At 39.2% G+C, this 23,541-nt stretch carries 25 protein-coding genes, 1 tRNA gene and 2 pseudogenes; 25 read left to right on the top strand and 3 right to left on the bottom strand.

Annotated features, from left to right (window positions below):
* Positions 1–554 precede the first annotated feature (554 nt).
* From rpmH to H9Q77_RS16550, 11 genes are all read left to right on the top strand, one after another.
* Positions 555–689 carry a 50S ribosomal protein L34 gene (rpmH, locus tag H9Q77_RS16600; RefSeq protein ID WP_022154017.1) on the top strand — a complete coding sequence of 45 codons (135 nt, stop codon included), beginning with the start codon at positions 555–557 and terminating at the stop codon, positions 687–689.
* A gap of 52 nt (positions 690–741) precedes the next feature.
* Positions 742–1,095, top strand: a complete 354-nt coding sequence (rnpA, locus tag H9Q77_RS16595) for a ribonuclease P protein component (protein ID WP_118546957.1) — start codon at positions 742–744, stop codon at positions 1,093–1,095.
* A gap of 13 nt (positions 1,096–1,108) precedes the next feature.
* Positions 1,109–1,318, top strand: coding sequence for a membrane protein insertion efficiency factor YidD (yidD, locus tag H9Q77_RS16590; RefSeq protein WP_178049071.1), 210 nt, complete (start codon positions 1,109–1,111; stop codon positions 1,316–1,318).
* Between the two features lie 33 nt (positions 1,319–1,351).
* The gene (locus H9Q77_RS16585) at positions 1,352–2,650 is read left to right on the top strand and encodes a YidC/Oxa1 family membrane protein insertase (RefSeq protein WP_118546955.1); all 1,299 of its coding nucleotides are present in this window, start codon (positions 1,352–1,354) and stop codon (positions 2,648–2,650) included.
* Between the two features lie 33 nt (positions 2,651–2,683).
* On the top strand, positions 2,684–3,310 hold the full coding sequence (gene jag / locus H9Q77_RS16580; RefSeq protein ID WP_118550698.1) for an RNA-binding cell elongation regulator Jag/EloR: 627 nt from the start codon (positions 2,684–2,686) through the stop codon (positions 3,308–3,310).
* 126 nt (positions 3,311–3,436) lie between these two features.
* Positions 3,437–5,131 (top strand): sulfatase-like hydrolase/transferase, encoded by a 1,695-nt coding sequence (locus tag H9Q77_RS16575; protein ID WP_249326279.1) that lies wholly within the window; start codon positions 3,437–3,439, stop codon positions 5,129–5,131.
* A gap of 18 nt (positions 5,132–5,149) precedes the next feature.
* A complete protein-coding gene (gene mnmE / locus H9Q77_RS16570; RefSeq protein WP_118550700.1) occupies positions 5,150–6,574 on the top strand; it encodes a tRNA uridine-5-carboxymethylaminomethyl(34) synthesis GTPase MnmE in 1,425 nt (474 codons plus the stop codon).
* A 21-nt stretch (positions 6,575–6,595) separates the two neighbouring features.
* The gene (gene mnmG, locus H9Q77_RS16565) at positions 6,596–8,497 is read left to right on the top strand and encodes a tRNA uridine-5-carboxymethylaminomethyl(34) synthesis enzyme MnmG (RefSeq protein ID WP_118550701.1); all 1,902 of its coding nucleotides are present in this window, start codon (positions 6,596–6,598) and stop codon (positions 8,495–8,497) included.
* A gap of 20 nt (positions 8,498–8,517) precedes the next feature.
* Positions 8,518–9,243: a 16S rRNA (guanine(527)-N(7))-methyltransferase RsmG gene (gene rsmG / locus H9Q77_RS16560; protein WP_118550702.1), complete on the top strand. Its 726-nt coding sequence runs from the start codon at positions 8,518–8,520 to the stop codon at positions 9,241–9,243.
* A 139-nt stretch (positions 9,244–9,382) separates the two neighbouring features.
* Positions 9,383–10,090, top strand: a complete 708-nt coding sequence (locus H9Q77_RS16555; RefSeq protein WP_118546949.1) for a sensor histidine kinase — start codon at positions 9,383–9,385, stop codon at positions 10,088–10,090.
* A 46-nt stretch (positions 10,091–10,136) separates the two neighbouring features.
* Entirely contained in the window at positions 10,137–10,781 is a 645-nt protein-coding gene (locus H9Q77_RS16550; protein WP_118546948.1) for a response regulator, read from the top strand.
* A 1-nt stretch (position 10,782) separates the two neighbouring features.
* Here H9Q77_RS16550 and H9Q77_RS16545 read toward each other — a convergent pair whose 3' ends face one another.
* On the bottom strand, positions 10,783–11,253 hold the full coding sequence (locus H9Q77_RS16545; protein ID WP_118550703.1) for a YbaK/EbsC family protein: 471 nt from the start codon (positions 11,251–11,253) through the stop codon (positions 10,783–10,785).
* Between the two features lie 487 nt (positions 11,254–11,740).
* On the opposite strand from H9Q77_RS16545, the gene H9Q77_RS16540 reads away from it, so the two are divergent.
* The 11 genes and pseudogenes from H9Q77_RS16540 (at position 11,741) to H9Q77_RS16490 (ending at position 19,646) form a co-directional block, all read left to right on the top strand.
* Positions 11,741–11,992, top strand: a complete 252-nt coding sequence (locus H9Q77_RS16540) for a hypothetical protein (RefSeq protein WP_022154027.1) — start codon at positions 11,741–11,743, stop codon at positions 11,990–11,992.
* A 29-nt stretch (positions 11,993–12,021) separates the two neighbouring features.
* On the top strand, positions 12,022–12,783 hold the full coding sequence (locus H9Q77_RS16535; RefSeq protein WP_022154028.1) for a ParA family protein: 762 nt from the start codon (positions 12,022–12,024) through the stop codon (positions 12,781–12,783).
* A 21-nt stretch (positions 12,784–12,804) separates the two neighbouring features.
* A complete protein-coding gene (locus H9Q77_RS16530) occupies positions 12,805–13,701 on the top strand; it encodes a ParB/RepB/Spo0J family partition protein (RefSeq protein WP_022154029.1) in 897 nt (298 codons plus the stop codon).
* A gap of 39 nt (positions 13,702–13,740) precedes the next feature.
* The gene (locus tag H9Q77_RS16525) at positions 13,741–14,262 is read left to right on the top strand and encodes a DUF4446 family protein (protein ID WP_118550704.1); all 522 of its coding nucleotides are present in this window, start codon (positions 13,741–13,743) and stop codon (positions 14,260–14,262) included.
* 15 nt (positions 14,263–14,277) lie between these two features.
* Positions 14,278–15,330, top strand: a complete 1,053-nt coding sequence (locus H9Q77_RS16520; protein ID WP_118550705.1) for an HD-GYP domain-containing protein — start codon at positions 14,278–14,280, stop codon at positions 15,328–15,330.
* Between the two features lie 36 nt (positions 15,331–15,366).
* On the top strand, positions 15,367–16,653 hold the full coding sequence (gene serS, locus H9Q77_RS16515; protein WP_118546944.1) for a serine--tRNA ligase: 1,287 nt from the start codon (positions 15,367–15,369) through the stop codon (positions 16,651–16,653).
* 74 nt (positions 16,654–16,727) lie between these two features.
* On the top strand, positions 16,728–17,636 hold the full coding sequence (locus H9Q77_RS16510; RefSeq protein WP_022154033.1) for a DUF3881 family protein: 909 nt from the start codon (positions 16,728–16,730) through the stop codon (positions 17,634–17,636).
* A gap of 352 nt (positions 17,637–17,988) precedes the next feature.
* Positions 17,989–18,060 (top strand) — tRNA-Arg (locus H9Q77_RS16505).
* 335 nt (positions 18,061–18,395) lie between these two features.
* Positions 18,396–19,262 carry a ParB/RepB/Spo0J family partition protein gene (locus tag H9Q77_RS16500; RefSeq protein WP_118546943.1) on the top strand — a complete coding sequence of 289 codons (867 nt, stop codon included), beginning with the start codon at positions 18,396–18,398 and terminating at the stop codon, positions 19,260–19,262.
* A 14-nt stretch (positions 19,263–19,276) separates the two neighbouring features.
* Positions 19,277–19,376, top strand: a pseudogene (locus tag H9Q77_RS16995) (ParA family protein); the annotation flags it as partial.
* Between the two features lie 102 nt (positions 19,377–19,478).
* The gene (locus H9Q77_RS16490) at positions 19,479–19,646 is read left to right on the top strand and encodes a hypothetical protein (protein ID WP_249326278.1); all 168 of its coding nucleotides are present in this window, start codon (positions 19,479–19,481) and stop codon (positions 19,644–19,646) included.
* A gap of 81 nt (positions 19,647–19,727) precedes the next feature.
* Here H9Q77_RS16490 and H9Q77_RS16485 read toward each other — a convergent pair whose 3' ends face one another.
* A complete protein-coding gene (locus H9Q77_RS16485) occupies positions 19,728–20,015 on the bottom strand; it encodes a helix-turn-helix domain-containing protein (RefSeq protein WP_118546989.1) in 288 nt (95 codons plus the stop codon).
* Between the two features lie 2 nt (positions 20,016–20,017).
* The gene (locus tag H9Q77_RS16480; RefSeq protein ID WP_007888560.1) at positions 20,018–20,383 is read right to left on the bottom strand and encodes a type II toxin-antitoxin system RelE/ParE family toxin; all 366 of its coding nucleotides are present in this window, start codon (positions 20,381–20,383) and stop codon (positions 20,018–20,020) included.
* A gap of 111 nt (positions 20,384–20,494) precedes the next feature.
* Here H9Q77_RS16480 and H9Q77_RS16475 point away from each other — a divergent pair.
* The 3 genes and pseudogenes from H9Q77_RS16475 to H9Q77_RS16465 form a co-directional block, all read left to right on the top strand.
* Positions 20,495–20,656, top strand: a pseudogene (locus H9Q77_RS16475) (toprim domain-containing protein); the annotation flags it as partial.
* Between the two features lie 447 nt (positions 20,657–21,103).
* A complete protein-coding gene (locus H9Q77_RS16470) occupies positions 21,104–22,408 on the top strand; it encodes an IS30 family transposase (protein WP_069432380.1) in 1,305 nt (434 codons plus the stop codon).
* Positions 22,409–22,833: 425 nt separating this feature from the next.
* Positions 22,834–23,541, top strand: a complete 708-nt coding sequence (locus H9Q77_RS16465; protein WP_249326277.1) for a LytR/AlgR family response regulator transcription factor — start codon at positions 22,834–22,836, stop codon at positions 23,539–23,541.

Genomic DNA, 23,541 nt, shown 5'->3' with positions numbered 1-23,541 from the left:
TGATTTCCTCCCGTGCAAGCTGACGCATGCGAAACTCCATTTCATTGTATAATAGAATTACAAATAATTCAAATGCAAGTTATGAACAGGTCATGTATAAAGTTATCCACAATCTGTTGATAAAGTTGTTTATAACTTGTAATATAAACAGGGATTGTGGATAGCGATGTGTAAATGTGGATAAAATAGTAAAATTTCAAGATATCCACATTTACTGGATACTTGTCCACTTTTACACGTGATTTACACATAATATCCCTATGAAAAATAAAAATATCCACAAATAATCAACAAGGTGTGGATAACTCGTTTGTGGGTAAAAATGGTGTATATCTATGTGGATAATTTAATTTAAAAAAATTTTAGAATTTTAAAAAGCTCGTTTTCTCTTGATTTTTCAGCATTTTTATTGATTTTTGCTTGACATTGATGGGCTTTTACATTACAATCAATATGCTATTTTCCGAAAGGAAGGCGTATTTTTATGCGCCCAATTGTTGAAAAATATGTTTACCTTTTTATATAAGAAGGTTTAGAGAAGGAGGTGCCTTTCCATGAAGATGACATTTCAGCCTAAAAAGCGTTCCCATTCCAAGGTTCACGGTTTCAGAGCCAGAATGAGTACTCCCGGTGGAAGAAAAGTTTTAGCAGCAAGACGTGCAAAAGGAAGAAAGAAATTATCCGCATAGGTCACAGCAATGTGACCTTTTTTTCTCTTAACTTTCACGGTTGGAGGATTGCATGCAGTTTTCGGAATCATTAAAGAAAAATGAACAGTTCCGTTTTGTGTACAAGAATGGCAGATCTTATGCTAACAAGTACTTTATCATGTATGTTAAGGAAAATGGCCTTGATAAGAACAGAATCGGAATCAGTGTAAGTAAAAAAGTCGGTAATAGTGTGGTAAGACACAGGATTACACGACTGGTCAGAGAAAGTTACAGATTACATGAAAGTGTATTCAATAGTGGTTTGGATATGGTAATCATTGCAAGACCCGGTGCAGCTTCCATAGGATATGAAGAAGCGGAGAGCGCATTGTTACATCTTGCAAAACTTCATCATATTATAAAAATTTATTTTTATAATGACTAAATTAGAATCGTATATGAAAAAAATATTGATAGCCATGATAAGATTTTATCAGAAATATATTTCGCCTTATAAGGGAACCAAATGTCCTTATGTTCCCAGTTGTTCTCAATATGGTCTGGAAGCCATTGAAAAATATGGTGTGATCAAGGGAGGACTTTTGGCAGCCTGGAGAATTTTGAGGTGTAATCCTTTTTCCAAGGGTGGATATGATCCGGTACCGTAAAATTTTAAATAATGGCACTTATTAGGAGGATAAATGAACGGTATTCTTTTGACACAGAATTCCACATTCATTATCGGACAGGTAGCCTGGCTTCTGGGTAAGATAATGGAAGGAATCTTCGAAGTTCTGAATATGATCGGTATTCCCAATATCGGTCTCGCAATCATCCTTTTTACAATTGTTGTTAACCTGTTGATGATGCCTCTTACCATCAAGCAGCAGAAATTCTCTAAGCTGTCTGCTAAAATGAATCCTGAGATTCAGGCAATTCAGGCAAAATACAAGAATCGTAAGGATCAGGATGCTCAGTTGGCACAGAATCAGGAAATCCAGGCAGTATATGCAAAGTATGGTGTATCTCCTACCGGCAGTTGTCTGTATATGTTGATCCAGATGCCTATTCTGTTTGCTCTGTATCGTGTAATTTATGCAATTCCTGCTTATGTCGGCAGAGTTAAGGAAGCCTTCTTCCCTCTGGTAGATAATATTATTGATACAGCCGGTGCAACGGAGCTGGTTCAGAATCTGAGCAATTCCGCTATGTACAGTAAGCAGTTCACGAATGCAGGCTTTGTAGCCGGTACTCACAGTGAATATGTACAGAATACGATCATTGACTGTCTGAACAAGGCATCTACCGCTGATTTTGCAAGTATCAGTGAGAAGTTTCCTTCTCTTGCAGCAGATGTGACCAATACGGTAAGCAAGCTGGAAGAGTATAATAATTTTTTAGGACTGAATATCGGCAACTCTCCTTCTTATGTGTTGAAGGAAGCATGGGCTAACGGAGCATGGCTTTTAGTAATCGGAGCAATTGCTATTCCGGTTCTGTCTGCTTTGACACAATGGATCAACGTAAAGCTGATGCCCCAGCAGGATACTTCTTCTAACAATGGCAATGATCAGGCGGCAGCAATGGCTTCTTCCATGAAGACTATGAATATGATCATGCCTCTGATGTCTGCATGGTTCTGTTTTACATTACCTTCCGGTCTGGGTCTGTACTGGGTTGCAGGTAGCGTTGTCAGAAGTATCCAGCAGATAGTGATCAATAAGCATATTGATAAGATGAATTTTGATGATATTATCAAGAAAAATTCTGAGAAGAGTGCGAAAAAGCTTGAAAAAATGAAGGAACAGCAGGAAAAACTGAATGCTTATGCAAGCATGAATACGAAAAATATTCAGAAGAAGGCAAATATTTCTTCTAAAATAGATAATAGTGAAGTATCTGCTGACAGCTATTCCGAAGTAAAAGAAGCAAAACCCGGAAGTATGATGTCTAAGGCTAATATGGTCAGAGACTATAACGAGAAAAACAGCCGTAAATAGAAAGTTTCCTTAATAATTGAGGAGGTAAATAATATGGACATGATCGAAGTATCTGCAAAGACAGTCAGTGATGCTATTACAGAAGCTTGCCAGAAGCTGGGTGTTACCAGTGATAAGCTGGATTATGAAGTAGTAGAAGAAGGTTCTTCCGGATTCTTAGGAATCGGAGCAAAGTCTGCTGTGATCAAAGCATCTGTTAAAAAAAGTTCTGTAGAAGAAGTTGCAAGAGTATTCTTAAACGATGTATTCCAGGCAATGAATATGGAAGTAGTAATTGCCATTAAGTACAACGAAGAAGAGAAGAACATGGATATCGAATTAAGCGGTAATGAGATGGGTGTTCTGATCGGTAAGAGAGGACAGACACTGGATTCTCTCCAGTACCTGGTATCTCTGGTGGTGAACAAAGAATCTGAAGAGTATATTCATGTAAAGGTTGACACCGAGAATTATCGTCAGCGCAGAAAAGAAACTCTTGAGAATCTTGCCAAAAACATTGCTTATAAGGTTAAGAGAACCAAGAGAAGCGTATCTCTGGAGCCCATGAATCCTTATGAGAGAAGAATTATTCATTCCGCATTGCAGAATGATAAATATGTTACCACACACAGCGAAGGTGAGGAACCTTTCCGAAGAGTTGTAGTTACTTTGAAGAAATAATCAAAGTGAAGATTACAATAATGTGATGAAAAGCCGGTATTAGAATTTCATTCTATTTACCGGCTTTATTTACAACTGCCCTTTTTTTGGAGTATAATTGTCTATATTTTAAGGAGATATACAAAAATGAAAAACTGGTTTAAAAATAAATGGAATAAGGGAAAGATGCTTGCGGAATTAAAGCCTGCTTTATTTCTGTCTCTGACTTTTTGCTTTATGATTTTTATTTATGCTCCGCTGGAATTTTACATTAATAACAGTAATGAATTTTGGTATGATGCCTACTTATTGTTCCCTTTTATTTTCAAAGATTTCCTTTTGTTTTTTGTGATCAGTCTTATTGGTTTTACGGTAGCTTATTTTATAGCAAAGATAGTTTATGAAATTGCATTGTATGGTTATTTTGCCTGTATGATTGCTTGTTATATTCAGGGCAATTTTATGATAAAAAATCTACCGCCTCTGGATGGTACGGAAATTAATTGGACTTTGTATCGTACGGAAACTATGAAATCTACAATTATGTGGATTGCAGTAGCTGTCATTTGTCTTATTGGATTTTTCCTTTTAAAATATGATAAAATAAAGAAGCTAGTCAGTTATATCAGTATTTTTATGATATTGATGCTTGGAAGTACGATCACTGTTCTTGCTGTAAATGGTGATATTTTTACTAAAAAACAATATGAGAAATTTAATAAATTAGATCAATTTGAAATGTCTACGGATACTAATTTTATTATAGTATTGTTAGATGCTGTTGATGAAGAGTGTTTTTGGCAGGTGTGGGAACAGCATCCGGAATATAAAGAAGAAATGAGAGATTTTACTTTCTATAATAATACTATGTCCGGATATGCCTATACAGATCATTCTCTTCCTTTGATCATATCCGGAGAATGGTATGAAAATAAAGAGCCCTTTTTGGATTATCAGATTAGAATATTTAAGAATTCTCCTTTTTTTGAATATTTGAAAAAACAGGATTATACTTTAAGTTATTATGAAGATGAGTATAAGTTCGAAGTAGGCGTGATGGACGGGGCATTTAATAATCTGGCTTATACGCAGTCTTCTCTTTGGGATGCCCCTTTATTTAATAAACGTATCATTAAAATGGTTGGTATGAAATATGCTCCTTATTTGTTAAAACCGAAATGTTGGTTTAATGTTGATATGCTAAATAATCAAGAGATGACTCCAAAAGATGAAGAATTATTCTCCTGGAAAAATAAAGCATTTTATGATGATTTGAAAGAAGATGAGATAAGTTATGTGGATGGAAAAAGATTTAAACTGATTCATTTGATGGGGGCACATGTTCCTTTCTATTATGATAAGGATGTAAATGTAATAGATAATGCCAATTACTATACTTGTATTGAATCTTCTATGACAGTTACTATGGCATATCTGGATAAATTGAGAGAGGCCGGAGTATATGATAATTCAGTGATTATTGTTCTCTCGGATCATGGATATAATATAGAAGGTGATGCGATAGATACTCCACAGCGTAATGAAAATGAAACAGGTAGACAACATCCTATTTTATTTATAAAAGGATTGAATGAAAATCATGATTTTCAGGTATCCGGAGCACCCATTTCTTTTGAGGATCTGGTTGGTGCGTATTATAAATTGTTGGATGGTGCAGCATCTGATGATTGCTTTGAGTATAAAGAGGGTGATCAGCGGGAGCGCAGATATCTTCTCTATAAATATCTTGGAGAAGATCATATGGTAGAATATATGCAAACAGGTTATGCAGGTGATGAATCTACATTGATTCCCACCGGAAGAGTGTTTGATGCAAAATAGATAATAGTGAGCGTTAATATGGAAAAATATGAAAACGAAACAATTGCTGCCATTGCAACAGCGTTATCGGATTCCGGAATCGGGATTGTAAGAATTAGCGGCGAAAATGCCATATATATAATAGATAATATTTTTCGTTCTGCAGCCGGCAGGAGAATCTTGACAAAGGTACAGAGTCATACGATTCATTATGGTTACATTGTCGATTCGGATGAAAATGTAATTGATGAAGTTATGGTTGCTGTCATGAAAGCTCCGAGGAGTTATACCACGGAAGATACAGTAGAGATCAACTGTCATGGCGGTGTGTTGGTCATGCAGAAAGTATTGGAAGCGGTACTGCATGCCGGTGCCAGACTGGCGCAGCCGGGTGAATTTACAAAAAGGGCTTTTTTGAACGGTAGAATTGATCTATCCCGGGCGGAAGCTGTTATCGATGTGATTCATTCGCAGAATGAATATGCTCTTTCTTCTTCGGTAAGTCAGTTAAAGGGACAGCTTTCGAACAAAATACACACATTGCGGGAAGATATTTTATACCAGATTGCTTTTATCGAATCTGCATTGGATGATCCGGAACATATCAGTCTGGATGGATATCCGGAGCAGCTCGCTGCAAAGGTTACTTATTTCCAACAGGAGATTGCGAAGCTTTTAGCTACAGCTGATAATGGAAGACTTATCAAAGAAGGAATATCCACCGTGATTGTAGGTAAGCCTAATGCCGGAAAATCTTCACTGCTTAATATGATGCTGGGAGAAGACAGAGCTATTGTTACAGAGATTGCGGGTACTACCAGAGATGCCCTGCATGAGACAATCAATCTGCATGGAATCAGTCTGAATATGATCGATACCGCCGGAATTCATGAAACACAGGATGTGGTTGAGAAGATCGGTGTGGAACGGGCCAAAAAATATGCTATGGATGCTGATCTTATTTTATATGTGGTGGATGCTTCCGGGAATATTGATGAGGACGATCAGAATATTATTTCCTTACTGGATGGCAAAAAGGCAATTATTCTTTTGAATAAATCAGATCTGGAAAATAAAATCACAGAAGAAAGTTTGAAAGAAAATCTGGCAAAAAGATTAAAACATAGCGAGGATATTCGTATCCTTCGCACTTCTACCATTGATCCCTCTTCGGAAAATTCTGGAATGGAAGAACTGGAAGAGACCATTCGAAATATGTTTTTTGAGGGTGAATTAAAACATAATAATGAATTGGTAGTCACCAACCTCAGACATAAAGAAGCTCTTCAGGATGCTTTGCATAGTCTGCAATTGGTAGAGAGAAGTATTGAAAATGGAATGCCCGAAGATTTTTATTCTATTGATCTGACAAGTGCATATGCTTCTCTGGGCAGGATCATCGGGGAAGAAGTAGATGAAGATGTGGTCAATGAGATTTTCTCAAAATTTTGTATGGGAAAGTAATAACTAAGAGGAATAAATAACATGGAACTAAAAAAACAAGTGGATGTATGTGTGGTAGGTGCCGGTCATGCCGGATGTGAAGCTGCTCTTGCCTGTGCAAGGCTGGGACTTCAGACAGTAATATTTACGGTAAGTGTAGATAGTATTGCTTTGATGCCCTGCAATCCGAACGTCGGTGGTTCATCCAAGGGACATCTGGTAAGAGAATTGGATGCTTTGGGTGGAGAGATGGGTAAAAATATTGATAAAACTTTTATCCAGTCCAAAATGTTAAATGTCTCCAAAGGTCCTGCAGTACACTCACTGCGTGCACAGGCGGATAAAGCGGAATATTCCAGGGCAATGCGTAAAGTATTAGAAAATCAGGATAATCTGTTGATCAAACAGGCGGAAGTCTGTGAACTTCTCTGGGAGGAAACAGAAGATCATAAGAAAAAGATCACAGGTGTCAAAACCTTTACCGGAGCCATCTATGAATGTAAGGCTGTGGTCCTTTGCACCGGTACATATCTTCGTGCGAGATGTTTGTGCGGTGAATCTATTACTTATACCGGACCTAATGGATTGCAGGCAGCAAATCACCTTACGGATTCTCTGAAAGCAATGGGAATAGAAATGCGTCGTTTTAAGACAGGAACTCCTGCCAGAATGGATAAGCGTTCTCTTGATTTTTCCAAAATGGAAGAGCAGTTCGGAGATGAGAAAGTGGTTCCTTTTTCTTTTTCCACAGACCCTGAATCTGTACAGAAAGAACAGGCTTCCTGTTGGCTGACTTATACGAATAAAAATACGCATGAAATCATCCGGAATAACTTGGATCGTTCTCCAATTTATGCGGGTATTATCGAAGGAACCGGTCCCAGATATTGTCCTTCGATTGAAGATAAAGTTGTTAAATTTGCGGAAAAAGAGAGACATCAGGTATTTATTGAGCCGGAGGGGTTGCACACGAATGAAATGTATGTTGGTGGAATGTCCTCATCTCTTCCGGAAGATGTACAATTAGCTATGTATCGTACTGTTCCGGGACTGGAACACTGTGAAATCGTTAGAAATGCTTACGCAATTGAATATGACTGTATTAATGCGAAACAGTTGAATCCTTCCCTGGAATTCAAAAATATCATTGGACTGTTCAGTGGTGGACAGTTTAACGGAAGCAGTGGATACGAAGAGGCAGCTTCCCAGGGACTAATCGCCGGTATCAATGCGGCAATGTCTATTCTGCACAGAGATCCGCTGATCCTGGATCGTTCCGAAAGCTATATCGGAGTATTGATCGATGATCTGGTTACTAAAGATAATAGAGAACCTTATCGTATGATGACCTCCAGAGCGGAGTATCGTCTGTTGCTTCGTCAGGACAATGCAGATCTGCGTCTTCGTAAGAAAGGCTATGAGATCGGTCTCATCTCACAGCAGGAGTATGATGCTCTGATTGAAAAAGAAGAACTTATCGATCAGGAAATTCAGAGACTGAAAAATACTTCAGTAGGTGCCAATAAAGAGATCCAGCATTTTTTGGAAGAGTGTGGCAGCTCTACTCTGAAAACGGCAGCTACTCTGGCAGAATTGATCTGCAGACCGGAGCTGGGATATGCGGCACTGGCTCCTATTGATAAGGAACGAAAACCCCTTCCTCCTGCTGTTGTGGAACAGGTAGAAATTGAAATTAAATATGAAGGATATATTATCAGACAGAAACGTCAGGTTGAACAGTATCGTAAGATGGAGAAAAAATTAATTCCGGATAATCTGAATTACGATGAAGTTCCTTCCCTTCGACTGGAAGCCAGACAGAAACTGAAGGAATTCCGTCCGATTTCCGTAGGACAGGCCTCCCGTATCTCCGGAGTATCTCCTGCAGATATTTCGGTATTGTTAGTGTACCTGGAACATTATAATGTAAAAAATCATAGTTAATATGAATTCCGGAGGAATGCATGGCAGAATATAACACAGAACAATTTGAAAAAGATTGTAAGGCACTGGGTGTAACCTTAAGTGATGAACAGATCCGGCAATTTCTGAAATATTTTGAGATGCTGGTGGAGTGGAATGAGGTAATGAACCTTACCGCAATTACAGAATATGATGAAGTCATGAAGAAACATTTTGTGGATAGTATTTCTCTCTGCAAAGCTTACGATGTGACACAGAATAAAACAGTGATCGATGTTGGAACCGGAGCAGGTTTTCCGGGGCTTGCATTGAAGATTGCATTTCCGAATCTCCAGGTTACTTTATTGGATTCCCTGAATAAGAGAATCAATTTTTTAAATGAGGTGATCTCTGCTTTAGGGCTTACCGGTGTAGAGACAATTCATGGTCGTGCGGAGGATTATGCCAAGCCTGGAAAATGCAGAGAAAAATATGATCTATGTGTATCCAGGGCAGTGGCAAATCTTTCCACATTGTCAGAATATTGCCTCCCCTTTGTAAAGGTCGGCGGCAAATTTATCTCTTATAAATCTGAAAAAATAACAGAAGAGATGAATACTGCACAGCATGCTGTGAAGATACTTGGTGGAAAAATGGATGGACAGGTTGAATTTACACTTCCCGATTCGGATATTTATCGGAATCTGTTTATTATTACAAAGCAAAAGTCCACACCTGCAAAATATCCCAGAAAAGCCGGATTGCCATCCAAGGAACCTTTGTCATAAAACGAAGAGAATCCAATGTAAAAATTGTGTTAAGATTTATTTATTATTAATAAAAAGAGTTTTACACAATAATATTATTCCTATATTATAAATATAATGGAATATTTCTAAATAGAACATATGTTCTATAAGGTGATATATGAACAATAATTTAAATGTACAAAAGAATGAGTGTAATTGTAATATAGAGAATGGTAAGAAAATTATGGAGATGTTGGAGACGGAGAGAAAAAGAATTGTTTCCGAACTTCATGATACTTCCTTGCAGAATATTGCCCATTTTGTTCATATGATTGAACTGGCTTCCTTATATATTGATAAGGATCCTGCCAGAGCGAAGATGGAATTGAATTCTGTGAGTAAAGGATTGCATAATGTCATTGAAGATATCAGAAGTACTATTTTCAATCTGCGTCCTATGACATTTGATGATCTGGGATTAAAGGCTTCCTTTGAAAGATTACTGGATTTTTTGAATGCTGACAGAGACTACATAATGGATGTGGAAATCGATGATGTTTCATGTGAAACAGATGATTATTTTTGTATTACCTTATACCGTGTGGTTCAGGAATGTCTGTTAAATATTAAAAAGCATTCACAGGCTACCAGGGTATTATTCCATTGTAAAAAAACAGAGCAGCAATATGAAATTTTAATCCAAGATAATGGTAAGGGATTTACCATGGAAGAAGCGGAAGATAAAGCAAATAGTCATTTTGGATTAGCATTGATCCATGAGGGTGTCGTTCTACTGAACGGTACAATACATATAAGTTCTGAGATTGGTCAGGGAACTACGATAGATATTAAGATTCCTTTTGATTTACATTTAGCTGAAAAATAGGACAGCAAGACAAAGAATAAATATATACAAGTAAGTGAGGATATATATGAGTATAAAAGTTATGTTGGCAGATGATCATGTTCTTATGAGAGAAGGAATACGTCAATTACTGGAATTTGACGGTACTATTTCTGTGATCGCCGAAGCTAATAATGGTGTAGAATGTATGGAGCAATTACTTTCTGTCCATCCTGATATACTGCTTCTGGATATTAATATGCCTGTTATGAATGGAATAGAAGTTCTGCAGGAGATTAAGAAGAAGAACATCTCTGTTAAAATATTGGTATTAACGGTACACAATGAAGTTGAATATCTTTTAAAGGCTGTGGACATTGGCGTAGATGGTTATATCATGAAAGATGCAGAATCCGCAGAACTGAAAAAAGCCATTAATTGTATTATGCAGGGAGAAACTTATATTCAACCCAGTCTGGTACCGGCTTTGAACAGCCGACTGGTATCCAGAGATATTGACAAAGAAAAAATCAACAGTCTGACGAAGAGAGAGTTGGAAGTACTTATTGAGGTTGCTAACGGAATGTTCAATAAGGAGATTGCAACATCTCTGAATATCAGTGAGAGAACAGTAAAAAATCATATCTCTAATATCTTTAAAAAAATTGATGTATCCGATCGAACACAGGCAGCTGTGTTTGCTATCAAAAATGATCTGATTAAATTGTATTAGGTTACTGCCAACCTTTGCAGACATCTATCCACTGCAGGAAGTTTGAGTATTTTTCTAATTCAGGGATTGTTAATTCAATTGCACTGTTAGGACTTCCTGCAGCCGGAAATACAGTTTCAAATCTTTGCAAAGATTCGTCTAAGTATACTTTCACATTATCATTCACTGCAAACGGACATACACCGCCAATGGCATGACCAATAATTCTTTCTACTTCATTCCCCGGAATCATTTTTGCTTTTGCTCCGAAAAAGTGTTTGTATTTCGCATTATCGATTTTTGTATCCCCAGCGGTTACTATTAATATTGGCTGATTATCAATTAGGAAGGACATTGTCTTAGCAATTCGTTTTCCTTCACAATGTAAAGCTTCCGCTGCTAATTCTACGGTTGCACTCGAAACATTAAATTCCAAAATATGATCATCCATCTGATAGGTTTTGAAATATTCTCTTACTTTATCAATAGCCATATTAATCTCCATTCCGCTGAGGATTCCTTTCGTCGGAGGAATCGCAAATCAAAATTCAATTTTCTACTCCAAATCGGTTTGTGCTTACTTATACCACTAGCATTCTTATCCTAGCATAGATGTTAAAACAAAACAAGTTACATAGATATCCTTTTAAATTAATTTGTTCACTAGATGTAGGGGTTAATTACATAGAATGTTTCACGTGAAACATTCTATGAGCCTATATGAAAATCATACTACATAATGTTTCACGTGAAACATTACCACCCAAGATATAGTGGCTAAATTTGTGAAACATATTACAAAAGAAGCGTGAAACATAATACTTATGAAAAAAACAACAAATACACAGCCACAATATCTAGTATTTTCCTATAAATGCGAATAAAGTATCAACTTTTTGTAGTATTTTTACCTTGTAACATAGAAATGCTCATGCTATTATTATAGAGTGGTTTCACAAATACAGAATGGAGGATTCATAATGTTAGAATTCAAATATGATACACAATTATTAATTGAAGGTACCAATCTGGATGAAGATGAAATTAATGACTACATTACAGAACATTTCAAAGGTGATTGCTTGTTGGCAGTAGGAGATGAAGAGCTGATCAAGATTCATTTTCATACCAATGAGCCCTGGAAGGTTCTGGAGTATTGTGCTTCTCTCGGAGAAATCTATGATATTGTTGTAGAAGATATGGACAGACAGTCCAGAGGTTTGCACGGCTAAATCATTAAGAAAGACATGGTGAAAAAAGTATGGGTAGAATTATTGCAATAGCAAACCAGAAGGGTGGCGTAGGTAAGACAACTACGTCCATTAATTTGTCTGCATCTCTGGCTGCAAAAGGTAAAAAGGTATTAGTAATCGACACAGATCCACAGGGAAATACTACCAGTGGATTTGGTATCGAAAAAAATGAATTGGAAAATACAATTTATGAACTAATCCTGGGAGAGTGTTCTATCAGAGATTGTATTATTTCAAATATTATCAAGAATGTATCGGTAGTTCCTTCCAATGTAAATCTGGCAGCTGCTGAGATCGAACTGATCGGAGTAGATAAGAAGGAATATATATTAAAGAACGAAGTGGATTATGTTAAGGATGATTATGATTTTATTATCATTGATTGTCCTCCTTCTCTGAATATGTTAACGATTAATTCCATGACTACAGCAGACAGTGTGCTGGTTCCCATTCAATGTGAATATTATGCACTGGAAGGATTGAGCCAGTTGATCCACACTATTAATCTGGTAAAAGAGAGACTGAATCCGGATCTTAGAATTGATGGTGTTGTTTTCACTATGTACGATTCCCGTACCAATCTGTCTATGCAGGTGGTAGAAAATGTTAAACAAAATCTGAATCAAAAGGTGTATAATACATTAATTCCCCGAAATATCAGATTAGCAGAAGCTCCCAGTTATGGTATGCCTATTAATATGTATGATCCAAAATCTGCCGGAGCAGAAGCTTACATGCAGCTTGCAGAGGAAGTAATTAAGAACAAGTAAAAAATAGAGGAGAAGAACGGTATGGCAGCAAGAGGATTGGGAAAAGGTCTGGATTCTCTAATACCTAATGCATTAGGGGAGACAAAGACAAAAAAAGAAACAGCAGCAAAATCAAAGACAGAGACAACAGAGGGAGAAGAACCGCAGACCCTTGTGAAGATCACAAAGGTAGAGCCTAACAGAGAACAGCCTCGTAAAAATTTTGATGAGGATGCTCTGCAGGAGCTGGCAGATTCTATTAAGCAGTTCGGTCTGTTGCAGCCGATTTTGGTACAGGACCGCAAAGATTATTATGAAATCATTGCCGGTGAGAGAAGATGGCGTGCAGCAAAGCTGGCAGGTCTGAAGGAAGTTCCGGTTATCATCCGTAATTATACGGAACAGGAGATTGTGGAGATTTCCTTGATTGAGAATATCCAGCGTGAAGATCTGAATCCGATTGAAGAAGCACAGGCATACAAGCGACTCTTAACAGAGTTTCATCTGAAGCAGGATGAAGTTGCAGAGAGAGTATCCAAGAGCCGTGCAGCGGTTACCAACTCTATCCGACTTCTGAAACTGAACGAAGAAGTACAGCGCATGGTGGTAGATGAGATGATCAGTACCGGACATGCGAGAGCATTACTGGCAGTGGAGAATCCGGAAGAACAGTATAATCTGGCACAGCGTATTTTTGATGAAAAGTTGAGCGTACGTGATGTAGAGAAACTGGTAAAAAATTTACATAAACCTGCAAAGTCCAAAAAAGTAGATGATAAAACCATGCAGGTGATCTACCAGGATATTGAAGAAAAACTGAAACAAAAGCTTGGAAGAAAAGTAACCGTTACATCTAAGGGAGAGGGATCCGGTAAGATCGAAATTGAATTTTACAATCATGAAGATTTGGACAGACTCCTGGATGTACTGAATAAATAAGAGAGACAAGTAAAGAGAAGAGATACAAAGGAGAGTATTATGACAGGTAGTACTTTTTTAAATCAGATCGGTCTGGGTGGATTTGACTTAGGATACCTTCTGATCGGAATGACAGTGACAATCCTGCTGTTACTCATTTTTCTGATTCTGTTGATCGTGCAGATCCGGAAGACGAGTAAATTAAAAAAGAGACTGGATAAATTTCTCACCGGTAAAGACGGTGCCAGTCTGGAACAGGATATTGCAGGTCTATATGAGGACAATAAATTCCTCAAGGCAAATACAGAGAAAAATAAAAAGGATATTCGTACTTTATATAAGAATATGGAATCCGCTTATCAGAAAATGGGTCTGGTAAAATACGATGCATTTAATCAGATGGGAGGACAGCTGAGTTTTTCTCTGGCACTGCTGGATGAAAATAATAATGGATTTATTATTAATTCCGTTCATAGTTCTGAGGGTTGTTATTCTTACACTAAGGAGATCAAACTCGGACAGTGTGTGATCGATCTGGGAGCTGAGGAGGCAGAAGCACTTTCCATAGCAATGGGGGAATAAAAGAGGAAGCAGCATATGAAGAGGATGAAACTGAGCGAGCTGACCGGAAACGAAATTCTTGCACAGTCATTGATGACTTGGGATTATCAGATCATTCTTCCGGAAGGCGTAGTATTAAAAAAAGAGTATATTTCTAAAATAGAAGAAATGGGTATCCTGGAGGTCTATGTAAAAGAAGACCAGGCAAATGAAATAGCAATACTTAAAAACGATATAGAAAAAACGATAAAAAGAAAAGTAAAAAGTATTCTTGAGAGACACACTTATCAGAATAATAAAGAACTGCAGGGACTGACCCAGGCGGCAGATGAGATTATTACGAATATACTGGATGAAAAAGAAGTCATAGAAAAAGTATTTGACATCCGTGAGAGAAGTGCAGATATCTATGAACATTCCATCAGCTTAAGTTCCATGGCAATTCTGACAGCGCTTCGGCTGAAGCTAGATAAAAGTGTGATTCATGATATCGGTGTAGGCTGTCTGTTACATGATATCGGACTCAGATATACGACTTTGGATTACGAAGGTAAATCCATGGAGGATATGAAGCCGGAAGCACTGGCTGAGTATAAGAAGCATCCGGTCTACGGATATACTTCCGTCAAGGATGAGGACTGGATCTCTGATGAGGTGAAGAAGATCATTCTGTATCATCATGAGAGACTGGATGGATCTGGTTTTCCTCTCAAATTAAAAGAAGCGGAGATTCCTTTCTCTTGCCAGATCGTAGCGGTATGTGATGCCTTTGATGAGATGATCTGTGGTATTGCTCAGAGACGCAGTAAAGTATATGAAGCGGTAGAATATTTAAAAAGCTTTAAAAATGTGAAATATAATGGTAAAATAGTAGACGCGTTTTTAAGTTTTACTGCAGTCTACCCTGCCGGAAGCCATGTGCTTACCAGTGACGGAGAAGAAGCAATCGTAGTATCGCAGAACAAAGATTTTCAGGATCGTCCTGTGATCCGGATTATCCGAGATAAAAACGGACAGAAATTAAAAGAAGAGAAGATACTGGATCTTGTGAAAGTTCTGAATGTGTATATTGAAAAAGGATTAGAATAATGCTGTTCAGATCAGAATGGCAGAATGGAGGAAGTCATGATAGACATTAAATTTTTAAGAGAAAATCCCGAGGTGGTCAAGGAGAACATCCGCAAAAAATTCCAGGATGAAAAGCTCTCCCTGGTAGATGAGGTGATCGCACTGGATGCCGAGAGCAGAAAGGCAAAGCAGGAAGCAGATGATCTGCGTGCTTCCAGAAACCGTATTTCCAAAGAAATCGGTGCACTGATGGGTCAGGGCAAAAAGGAAGAGGCAGAAGCCAAGAAAGCAGAAGTAGCTGCCGGTGCAAAGCGTCTGGCTGAACTGGAAGCTTCCGAGACCGAACTGCAGGAGAAGATCACCAAGATCATGATGGTCATTCCCAATATCATTGATGAATCTGTGCCTATCGGTAAGGACGACAGCCAGAACGTAGAGATCGAGAAATTCGGCGAGCCCGTAGTTCCTGATTTTGAGGTTCCTTATCATGCAGATATTCTGGATCGTCTGAACGGTCTGGATAAGGAGAGCGCAGGACGTACCAGCGGTAATGGTTTCTATTATCTGATGGGTGATGCAGCAAGAATCCATTCTGCAATGATCAGCTATGCAAGAGACTTCATGATCGATAAGGGATTCACCTATTGCATTCCTCCTTTCATGATCCGCAGCAGCGTAGTAAACGGCGTTATGAGTTTCGCAGAAATGGAAGCCATGATGTATAAGATTGAAGGAGAGGATCTGTACCTGATCGGTACTTCCGAGCATTCTATGATCGGTAAGTTCAAGGGTCAGATCGTAGAAGAAAAGAGCCTGCCCATTACGATGACTTCTTATTCTCCTTGCTTCCGTAAGGAAGTAGGTTCCCACGGCATTGAGGAGAGAGGTGTATACCGTGTACACCAGTTCGAGAAGCAGGAGATGGTAGTTCTGTGTAAGCCTGAGGATTCCATGGACTGGTATAACAAGATGTGGTCCTACACCGTAGAATTCTTCCGTAGTCTGGATGTACCCGTTCGTACCCTGGAGTGTTGTAGTGGTGATCTGGCAGATCTGAAAGTAAAATCCTGCGATGTAGAAGCATGGAGTCCCAGACAGAAGAAGTATTTCGAGGTTGGTTCCTGTTCTACCCTGGGTGATGCGCAGGCAAGACGACTGGGTATCCGAACCAAGGGTGAAAATGGAACTTATCTGGTACACACACTGAACAATACCGTACTGGCTTCTCCCAGAGGACTGATCGCATTCCTGGAGAATAATGTAAATGAGGATGGCAGCGTGAACATTCCCGTAGCTCTGCGTCCTTACATGGGTGGTAAGGAGAAAGTCCTGCCTAAGAAATGATAGAATAGCTCACCCATGCGAAGCATAGAAAATGCATCTATAATGGACGATACAGATGGAAAGAAGGTGATTTTTTGCATAAATATATGAGAGCCATCGGATTCAGTGAATATACGGACCGAAAGAAATTAAAAGAATTACTGACAGACGTGATCATGAATTCCGATCATCGTGCATATACCATGAATCAGGAGGGCATTCTCCTAGGAGAATTCAGCAAAAATCACACACACACTAAGGGTACCGCAGAATCCGGTACCTTTGGTGTGGCTGTCTGTGGAGAATTTGATGATAACGATAAGTTTATCTACGAATACTATTTTCCGTATCTGACGGGAAGCGGCATTACTTCGTATGAAGATGTCTCTGTGGAACGCCATGCGGATAAGGATTCCTATGCCGGTATCTGTGATGATATCAAGGTGGGAATCTCTCTGATTTTTTATCTGCGGAATCGTATTCCCTATATCAAAGCACAAAGCACCGGAAAGTTACCAATCCGCGGTACTACACTTACCTTATCCGGATTGTCTCTGAAGGGCAGTATTCTTCTACCTATAAAAAAGGATGAAGAACAGGTCCTGCGCGTGAAAAAAGATTCTGCCAATCGTAATAAACTCCTGGCCGCTGCCAGACAGGGAGACGAAGATGCCATTGAGACATTGACACTTGAAGATATGGATATGTATACCACTATCTCCCGGAAGATACAGAAGAACGATATTTTCAGTCTGGTGGACACCTATTTTATGCCTTACGGTGTGGAGTGCGACCAGTACTCAGTACTGGGAGAGATTACAGAGTTTCGCCTGGTGACCAATGATATTACCGGAGAAAAGGTATATATTCTTACGATTCTGTGCAATGAATTGACTTTTGATGTGTGCATTAACGAAAAAGACCTCTACGGTGAACCTCAGGTGGGACGTCGTTTTAAGGGATCTATCTGGCTGCAGGGATATATCAATTTTCCTGAGGAATAATGTTGCAAAATAACAATATTTTCGGTATACTAACAGTTGTGCATATGTTCCTATAGTTAAATCACAAGAGTGATTGAATTCATAGATATGGCAGCCGGAGCCAAAAGAGCTGAAAAGCCCGAAAATACGGCATTTGTCTCCTTAGTTAAATGGATATAACGGGGTCCTCCTAAGGTTCAATCATGGTTGAGACTTATGGAAGTTGGAAAGTGATAAGTCAGAGTTCGATTCCAACAGGGATTGACCTGAATGTCAAAATAAGATACAATGGAAATTCATCACAAGAGTGATTGAATTCATAGATATGGCAGCCGGAGCCAAAAGAGCTGAAAAGCCCGAAAATACGGCATTTGTCTCCTTAGTTAAATGGATATAACGGGGTCCTCCTAAGACTCTATTGTAGGTTCGATTCCTATAGGAGACGCTCATTTTTAGCGGTAATGAAGATAGTTTCATTGCCGCTTTTTTTGTGCAGAATTGCAATTTCAGTGACAAATTTGTCAGCGAAACAAGGTTGAAAATACTGACTTTGTCAGCGGGGATGGATGCTTGTCACCGATTCATATTTTCCGGTCTGTCACCTAGAGGGATTAACTACAGTGTAGGATGAGTTTTGGGGTGTAAAATTAGGAAAAGCAGTGAGATAAAACACTATATTCTTGCCTGTGATATCAGGCCTGTCGGAAGAGTCCGTTCAGATTAGATAAAAACAATCTATTCTGGACGGGCTTTTTTGCGTTCAGGGAAAGGAAGTTGCCTATGGAAGAAAAGAAGGAATTGCTGGATCAGGATGAAAGAGTTGTAGAGATTGAGCTGGAAAGACTTCGGGGATTTGTAAACCATCCATTCAAGGTTCAGGCGGACAGTCAGATGATTGAATTACAGGAGAGCATTAAGAAGTATGGAATATTAAATCCTCTGATAGTCAGACCGAGGCAGGATGGAACTTATGAGATCATATCGGGTCACAGAAGAAAATTTGCAGCTGAAAAGATCGGTTATCGTAAGGTACCTGTGATCATTCGCGTATTAAAAGATGATGAAGCGGTTGTATCTATGGTTGATTCAAATTTGCAACGGGAAATGATCAGTCCAAGTGAAAAAGCATTTGCTTACAAAATGAAGTATGAAGCAATCAAAAGGAAGGCAGGAAGAAGAAAATGTGGTCAGGTAGACCATAATTTGGGAAAGAAAAGCATTGAGCTGATTGGAGAGGAATGTGGGGACAGCCCCAAACAGGTTCAGAGGTATATCAAAATCACAGAACTTATTCCTGAAATGCTTGAAAAAGTGGATGACGGAAGCATGGGATTTACTCCGGCAGTTCAGTTGTCATTTCTGAAAAAGAAGGAGCAAAAGGAAATGCTGGATGCAATGGAATTTGCACAGTGCACACCATCACTTTCCCAGGCACTCCGTATAAAGAAATTGAGCGCAGATGGGAAACTTACAGTAAGGGATATGGAAGATATTCTAAGTGAGATTAAGCAAAAAGAGATAGACAGTGTAGTATTCAAAACGGAACAGCTTCACAGATTTTTCCCTGTTAGTTATACGGCAGAGCAGATGAGACGTGAAATCTTGGAAATGTTGAAATTAAATATGAACAAATATTGGGATGAATAAAGGAGGAACAGATTATGTGCAGAGTAATAGCAGTATCAAATCAAAAAGGTGGAGTAGGTAAAACAGTGTCATGTGTGAATCTTGGAATAGGATTGGCACAGGAAGGAAAGATGACCTGCGGAAAGAGTATTCCACCGCAGATGTTACCAACAGACATTATCAGGGTGGATTTCCCAAAACTGTGCGAAGAGAGTGTGTTGGAGGAAGGGGTATTAGATGAAGATACAGCTGATTGATTTTGGAGGGAGAAGTCCAGAGAGCGCTCATGCCAATGATGCCGGTGCTGATGTATTCAGTCCCAAGGATGCTGTGATCCGGCGGGAGATATCTGTAAGTTGCCTCTGGGATTTGGATGCCAGTCCTGATACCGGATTTTACTTTTGAAAACTGGAAGGAGCGTGGTACGGGGGCTTTTGGTTCCACTGGGAGATAAGGAGAACCTCTTCGCAGAGATTCTCCTTGATTTTAAACGGTAGGTTTTGTAGGTCTTACTGTAAGCTGTAAACCGAGATGCTGAAAAATATTAAGCAGTGTTCCGAGATTCGGGGTTGTTTTGCAGGATTCGATCCGTGCTACGGATGATTGTGGAATACCACACATAGCAGCAAGCTCTCTCTGGCTAAGTCCAAGAGAAGTACGCTGTTCCACCATGGCACTTACGATGGAGGAAATATTTTCAACTTCATCGATGTCTTTTCCAATTTCAGGATCAACGGTTCTTACATATTCCTTATAGTCATTCCAGGTTTTCATAATCATTCAGCCTCCTTTCGGGCAAGGTAATCATCACGTTCAGCCTTTGCCCGTTCAATTTCGCGCTTGGGAGTTTTTTGAGTTTTCTTGCGGAATTGATGCAAAAGAACAAAGGTATCATTTTTGAAATAAAAATATAAAACACGGTTATTGCCTGGGCGAAGCTCCCAGATATCATCATCAAGGTGTTTTGTGATATTTTCATTAAGCCGTGTACCATTATCTTCGAGGAGCTGGATGTACAAACTTATCTGCTTGTATTGAATACGGGCATCTTTGTTTGTAGCTGCTTTGACTCGAAGAGATTCAAGAAATTCCCAAAGCTCTGATCTGCCATTGGAATCTTCGTAAAATTCAATGTTGTACATTAGTATATGTTCTCCAAGTGGAAATATTTATTCTATATACATGATAGCATTTATGCTATCAAAAAGCAAATAAAAAATGAAAGAAGGAAACAAAATTTGAGTGAAAAAAATATAAAATTAGTAATTGCCGAGAAACCTTCGGTGGCGCAGTCCATCGCAAAGGTAATCGGTGCAGATAAGAGAGAGGACGGATACCTGGAGGGCAATGGTTATATTGTCAGCTGGTGTGTGGGGCATCTGGTGGAGCTTGCATCACCAGACAGACATTCAAAGGATAGAAAAGCGCTTGAAAGCCTTGTTTGTTACGAAACTTTTTAAGCATATTAAGAAATAAAAGAGATTGTGTTTAAAGATGGAAAACTTGTCTGAGACGCAGCGAAGTAAATAAAATGAATAATATAGGAAGTCAGTAGTGCGTGAATAAACTGCTGGCTTCTTTTTTGATAGATACAGTCACTCCCAGAGAGTGTGCAGGATAGTAAAGTAATAATATCAACATGACGATATAGAAAATGCAGGGAAGCATTGTATTTCAAAGAGTTTGAGATACAGTGCTTCTGCGTCCTCAATAGTTTTTTGAAATTCCCGTGTGAGGGGGAAAGTTGATTACAAACAGAATAAATTACAGCAGTGAAAGTGACGATACAAATGCAGGAAGAGCAGAAATGTTCTTCCTGTTTTTTAACAGAACTTCAGCAGCTGGCGGGGAAAGGAGACAGTATGGCAAAGTTCTTAAATTATGAGGACCGGCTGGAGATAGAAAGCGGACTAAAGGAGCACATGACTTTCACAGAGCTTGGAGAGAAACTGGGAAGGGACAGGACTACCATCACAAAGGAGATCAGGAACTATTCCATCGAACAGGACACCGGTTATGGAAGTTACCCGCATAATACCTGCAAGTACAGAAAAGCATGTAAGAGGAAAAAAGTATGTGGGACAAATGACTGCAGGCATCCACTGGTAGCTGTCTGTAAACAGTGTGAACTCATATGCAACCGTTACTGCGAGCATTATGAAGAAGAAATATGTACCCATCGCTTTAAACCGCCATATGTATGCAACGGATGCAGTGAAGTAAAGAAGTGTACGCTGACAAAAACTGTTTACGATGCTCTGGGAGCCCAGAGGCGGGCAACGGATAAGATATCGGAATCCCGAAGCGGGATCCTTGCTACGGAAGGGGAAATCGCCAGACTCAATGAAATCCTGGTGCCGTTGGTAAAACAGGGGCAGTCTATCCATCAGATCTACCTGACACATAAGGATGAACTGATGTGCAGTGAAAAGACCCTCTACAACTACGTGGATGGATGCCTGTTTGATATCAGGAACATAGACCTGCCAAGAAAGGTAAAGTACCGTCCGAGATATAAAAAACCGGAGCTGAAAGTAGACCGTGGATGCCGTGTGGGAAGGAATTATCATGATTACGAAGTATATATGGAACAGCATCCGGACACAGCAGTGGTGCAGATGGATTCCGTGATCGGCAGCAAGGGAGGGAAAGTCCTGCTGACGATATATTTTGTAAATGTGTCACTGATGCTGGGGTTCCTGCGGGAAGCGAACACCTCAAAGTCAGTGATAGATATTTATGATGAACTGTACCACCGGCTGGGAGGGCAGGATTTTAGGAAGCTGTTTCCGGTCATCCTGACGGATAACGGAAGTGAGTTTTCCAATCCCAAGTGTATAGAGAACGGACCGGATGGAAAAGGATTTCAAAGGACGAGGATCTATTACTGCAATCCAAGTGCGCCGTACCAGAAAGCAGAGATCGAGGTGGGACATGAATTTATACGCAGGATCCTGCCGAAAGGAAGAAGCTTTGATGAACTGACGCAGGCAGACGTAGAGCTGATGATGAACCATATCAATTCCTACCGGAGAAAGAAACTGAACGGAAAAAGTCCGTATGAAGCGTTCAGCTTTTATTATGGAGAAGACCTGGCGGAGAGGCTTAGATGCCACGAGGTTGCAGCCAAAGACATCAACCTCACCGCAAGACTTCTCAAAAAGTAACCAGAAGACAGAATAAAGCACAGACCGCCGGCTGAAATAGGAACAGCAGAAGACGTGAATTATGGCTTGCAAAATTTGTAAGCCAAAACTGACGTCCGGTTTTTGTGCAAAAAAATACTCTGCCATAAGGTGATTATATCATAAAAGCAAGGGAAAAAACGGGAAAGTCATTACAAAAGTGGAAAGTCGGGTACAAAATTTGCAGGTCGCTTTCAAAATGTGAAACTCGTTTACAAAACGGGAATCTCGGATGACTATTGAACAGTGCTTCTGCGTTTCTATAGGAGATAGTCGTTCTATGCGGAAAATAGTCATTTGATGCGGAGAATGATCGAGCGGAAGATTTGTTTGATATAATAAAGAGTGCTAGGTGAGACTTGTATGGTTTACAGGCATGAGAGAAATCAAAGACAGGAATGAAAAATATGAACATTATTATTTGTGATGACAGGATAGATGACAGAAAAAATCTGTCAGATTTGCTGTCAGACTATGGTGAAAAAAAGAATTATGAGTTTACTATTACAGAATATGATTCTGGAGAACAGTTATGCGAAGAACAATCTGCTTTGGAAGCGTGCCAGCTATTATTTCTGGACATCAATATGCAGGGGATGGATGGGCTGAAAACAGCTATGAGGATCAAAGAAAAATACCCAAAACTTCCGGTTGTACTTGTGACGGCATACATGAATTACGCACTGGATGGATATAAGGTGAAAGCAAGCCGTTTTCTGCTGAAAGATAACCTTGCAGATACTATAGAAGAATGTATGGATGATTTGATAGCAGAAATTAATAAAAACAGTAGGATTCTCGAATTTCGTTTTGTGGAAGGAATGATAAAACTTTATGCAGATGACATCATTTATATAGAAACAGAGCTTCACAAAAATGTATTTTATACAGAAAAAGGGACATTTCAGATTTATAAAAAACTGGATGAACTGGAAAACGAATTAAAGAATATGGGATTTGTGCGGGCGCATTTAAGTTTTCTTGTAAATATGAAATACATTACCAAAATCAGCAGTTATGTGATGACACTTACGACAGGAAAAAAGATTCCGGTTCCCAAGGCACGATATGCACAGGTAAAGAGGGAATATATGCTGTATAAGGGAGAAGAATAA

The sequence above is a fragment of the Simiaoa sunii genome, assembly GCF_014337175.1.
GTDB lineage: Bacteria > Bacillota > Clostridia > Lachnospirales > Lachnospiraceae > Acetatifactor > Acetatifactor intestinalis.
The sequence above is the reverse complement of the archived record's forward strand: the minus strand, read 5'-3'. Positions and strand labels throughout refer to the sequence as shown.

What these genes read in the sequence shown, in the direction of transcription:
- rpmH (WP_022154017.1), top strand. Translation starts at nt 555, where the DNA reads ATGAAGATGACATTTCAGCCTAAAAAGCGTTCCCATTCCAAGGTTCAC.
- rnpA (WP_118546957.1), top strand. Translation starts at nt 742, where the DNA reads ATGCAGTTTTCGGAATCATTAAAGAAAAATGAACAGTTCCGTTTTGTG.
- yidD (WP_178049071.1), top strand. Translation starts at nt 1,109, where the DNA reads ATGAAAAAAATATTGATAGCCATGATAAGATTTTATCAGAAATATATT.
- H9Q77_RS16585 (WP_118546955.1), top strand. Translation starts at nt 1,352, where the DNA reads ATGAACGGTATTCTTTTGACACAGAATTCCACATTCATTATCGGACAG.
- jag (WP_118550698.1), top strand. Translation starts at nt 2,684, where the DNA reads ATGGACATGATCGAAGTATCTGCAAAGACAGTCAGTGATGCTATTACA.
- H9Q77_RS16575 (WP_249326279.1), top strand. Translation starts at nt 3,437, where the DNA reads ATGAAAAACTGGTTTAAAAATAAATGGAATAAGGGAAAGATGCTTGCG.
- mnmE (WP_118550700.1), top strand. Translation starts at nt 5,150, where the DNA reads ATGGAAAAATATGAAAACGAAACAATTGCTGCCATTGCAACAGCGTTA.
- mnmG (WP_118550701.1), top strand. Translation starts at nt 6,596, where the DNA reads ATGGAACTAAAAAAACAAGTGGATGTATGTGTGGTAGGTGCCGGTCAT.
- rsmG (WP_118550702.1), top strand. Translation starts at nt 8,518, where the DNA reads ATGGCAGAATATAACACAGAACAATTTGAAAAAGATTGTAAGGCACTG.
- H9Q77_RS16555 (WP_118546949.1), top strand. Translation starts at nt 9,383, where the DNA reads ATGAACAATAATTTAAATGTACAAAAGAATGAGTGTAATTGTAATATA.
- H9Q77_RS16550 (WP_118546948.1), top strand. Translation starts at nt 10,137, where the DNA reads ATGAGTATAAAAGTTATGTTGGCAGATGATCATGTTCTTATGAGAGAA.
- H9Q77_RS16545 (WP_118550703.1), bottom strand. Translation starts at nt 11,253, where the DNA reads ATGGCTATTGATAAAGTAAGAGAATATTTCAAAACCTATCAGATGGAT.
- H9Q77_RS16540 (WP_022154027.1), top strand. Translation starts at nt 11,741, where the DNA reads ATGTTAGAATTCAAATATGATACACAATTATTAATTGAAGGTACCAAT.
- H9Q77_RS16535 (WP_022154028.1), top strand. Translation starts at nt 12,022, where the DNA reads ATGGGTAGAATTATTGCAATAGCAAACCAGAAGGGTGGCGTAGGTAAG.
- H9Q77_RS16530 (WP_022154029.1), top strand. Translation starts at nt 12,805, where the DNA reads ATGGCAGCAAGAGGATTGGGAAAAGGTCTGGATTCTCTAATACCTAAT.
- H9Q77_RS16525 (WP_118550704.1), top strand. Translation starts at nt 13,741, where the DNA reads ATGACAGGTAGTACTTTTTTAAATCAGATCGGTCTGGGTGGATTTGAC.
- H9Q77_RS16520 (WP_118550705.1), top strand. Translation starts at nt 14,278, where the DNA reads ATGAAGAGGATGAAACTGAGCGAGCTGACCGGAAACGAAATTCTTGCA.
- serS (WP_118546944.1), top strand. Translation starts at nt 15,367, where the DNA reads ATGATAGACATTAAATTTTTAAGAGAAAATCCCGAGGTGGTCAAGGAG.
- H9Q77_RS16500 (WP_118546943.1), top strand. Translation starts at nt 18,396, where the DNA reads ATGGAAGAAAAGAAGGAATTGCTGGATCAGGATGAAAGAGTTGTAGAG.
- H9Q77_RS16490 (WP_249326278.1), top strand. Translation starts at nt 19,479, where the DNA reads ATGAAGATACAGCTGATTGATTTTGGAGGGAGAAGTCCAGAGAGCGCT.
- H9Q77_RS16485 (WP_118546989.1), bottom strand. Translation starts at nt 20,015, where the DNA reads ATGAAAACCTGGAATGACTATAAGGAATATGTAAGAACCGTTGATCCT.
- H9Q77_RS16480 (WP_007888560.1), bottom strand. Translation starts at nt 20,383, where the DNA reads ATGTACAACATTGAATTTTACGAAGATTCCAATGGCAGATCAGAGCTT.
- H9Q77_RS16470 (WP_069432380.1), top strand. Translation starts at nt 21,104, where the DNA reads ATGGCAAAGTTCTTAAATTATGAGGACCGGCTGGAGATAGAAAGCGGA.
- H9Q77_RS16465 (WP_249326277.1), top strand. Translation starts at nt 22,834, where the DNA reads ATGAACATTATTATTTGTGATGACAGGATAGATGACAGAAAAAATCTG.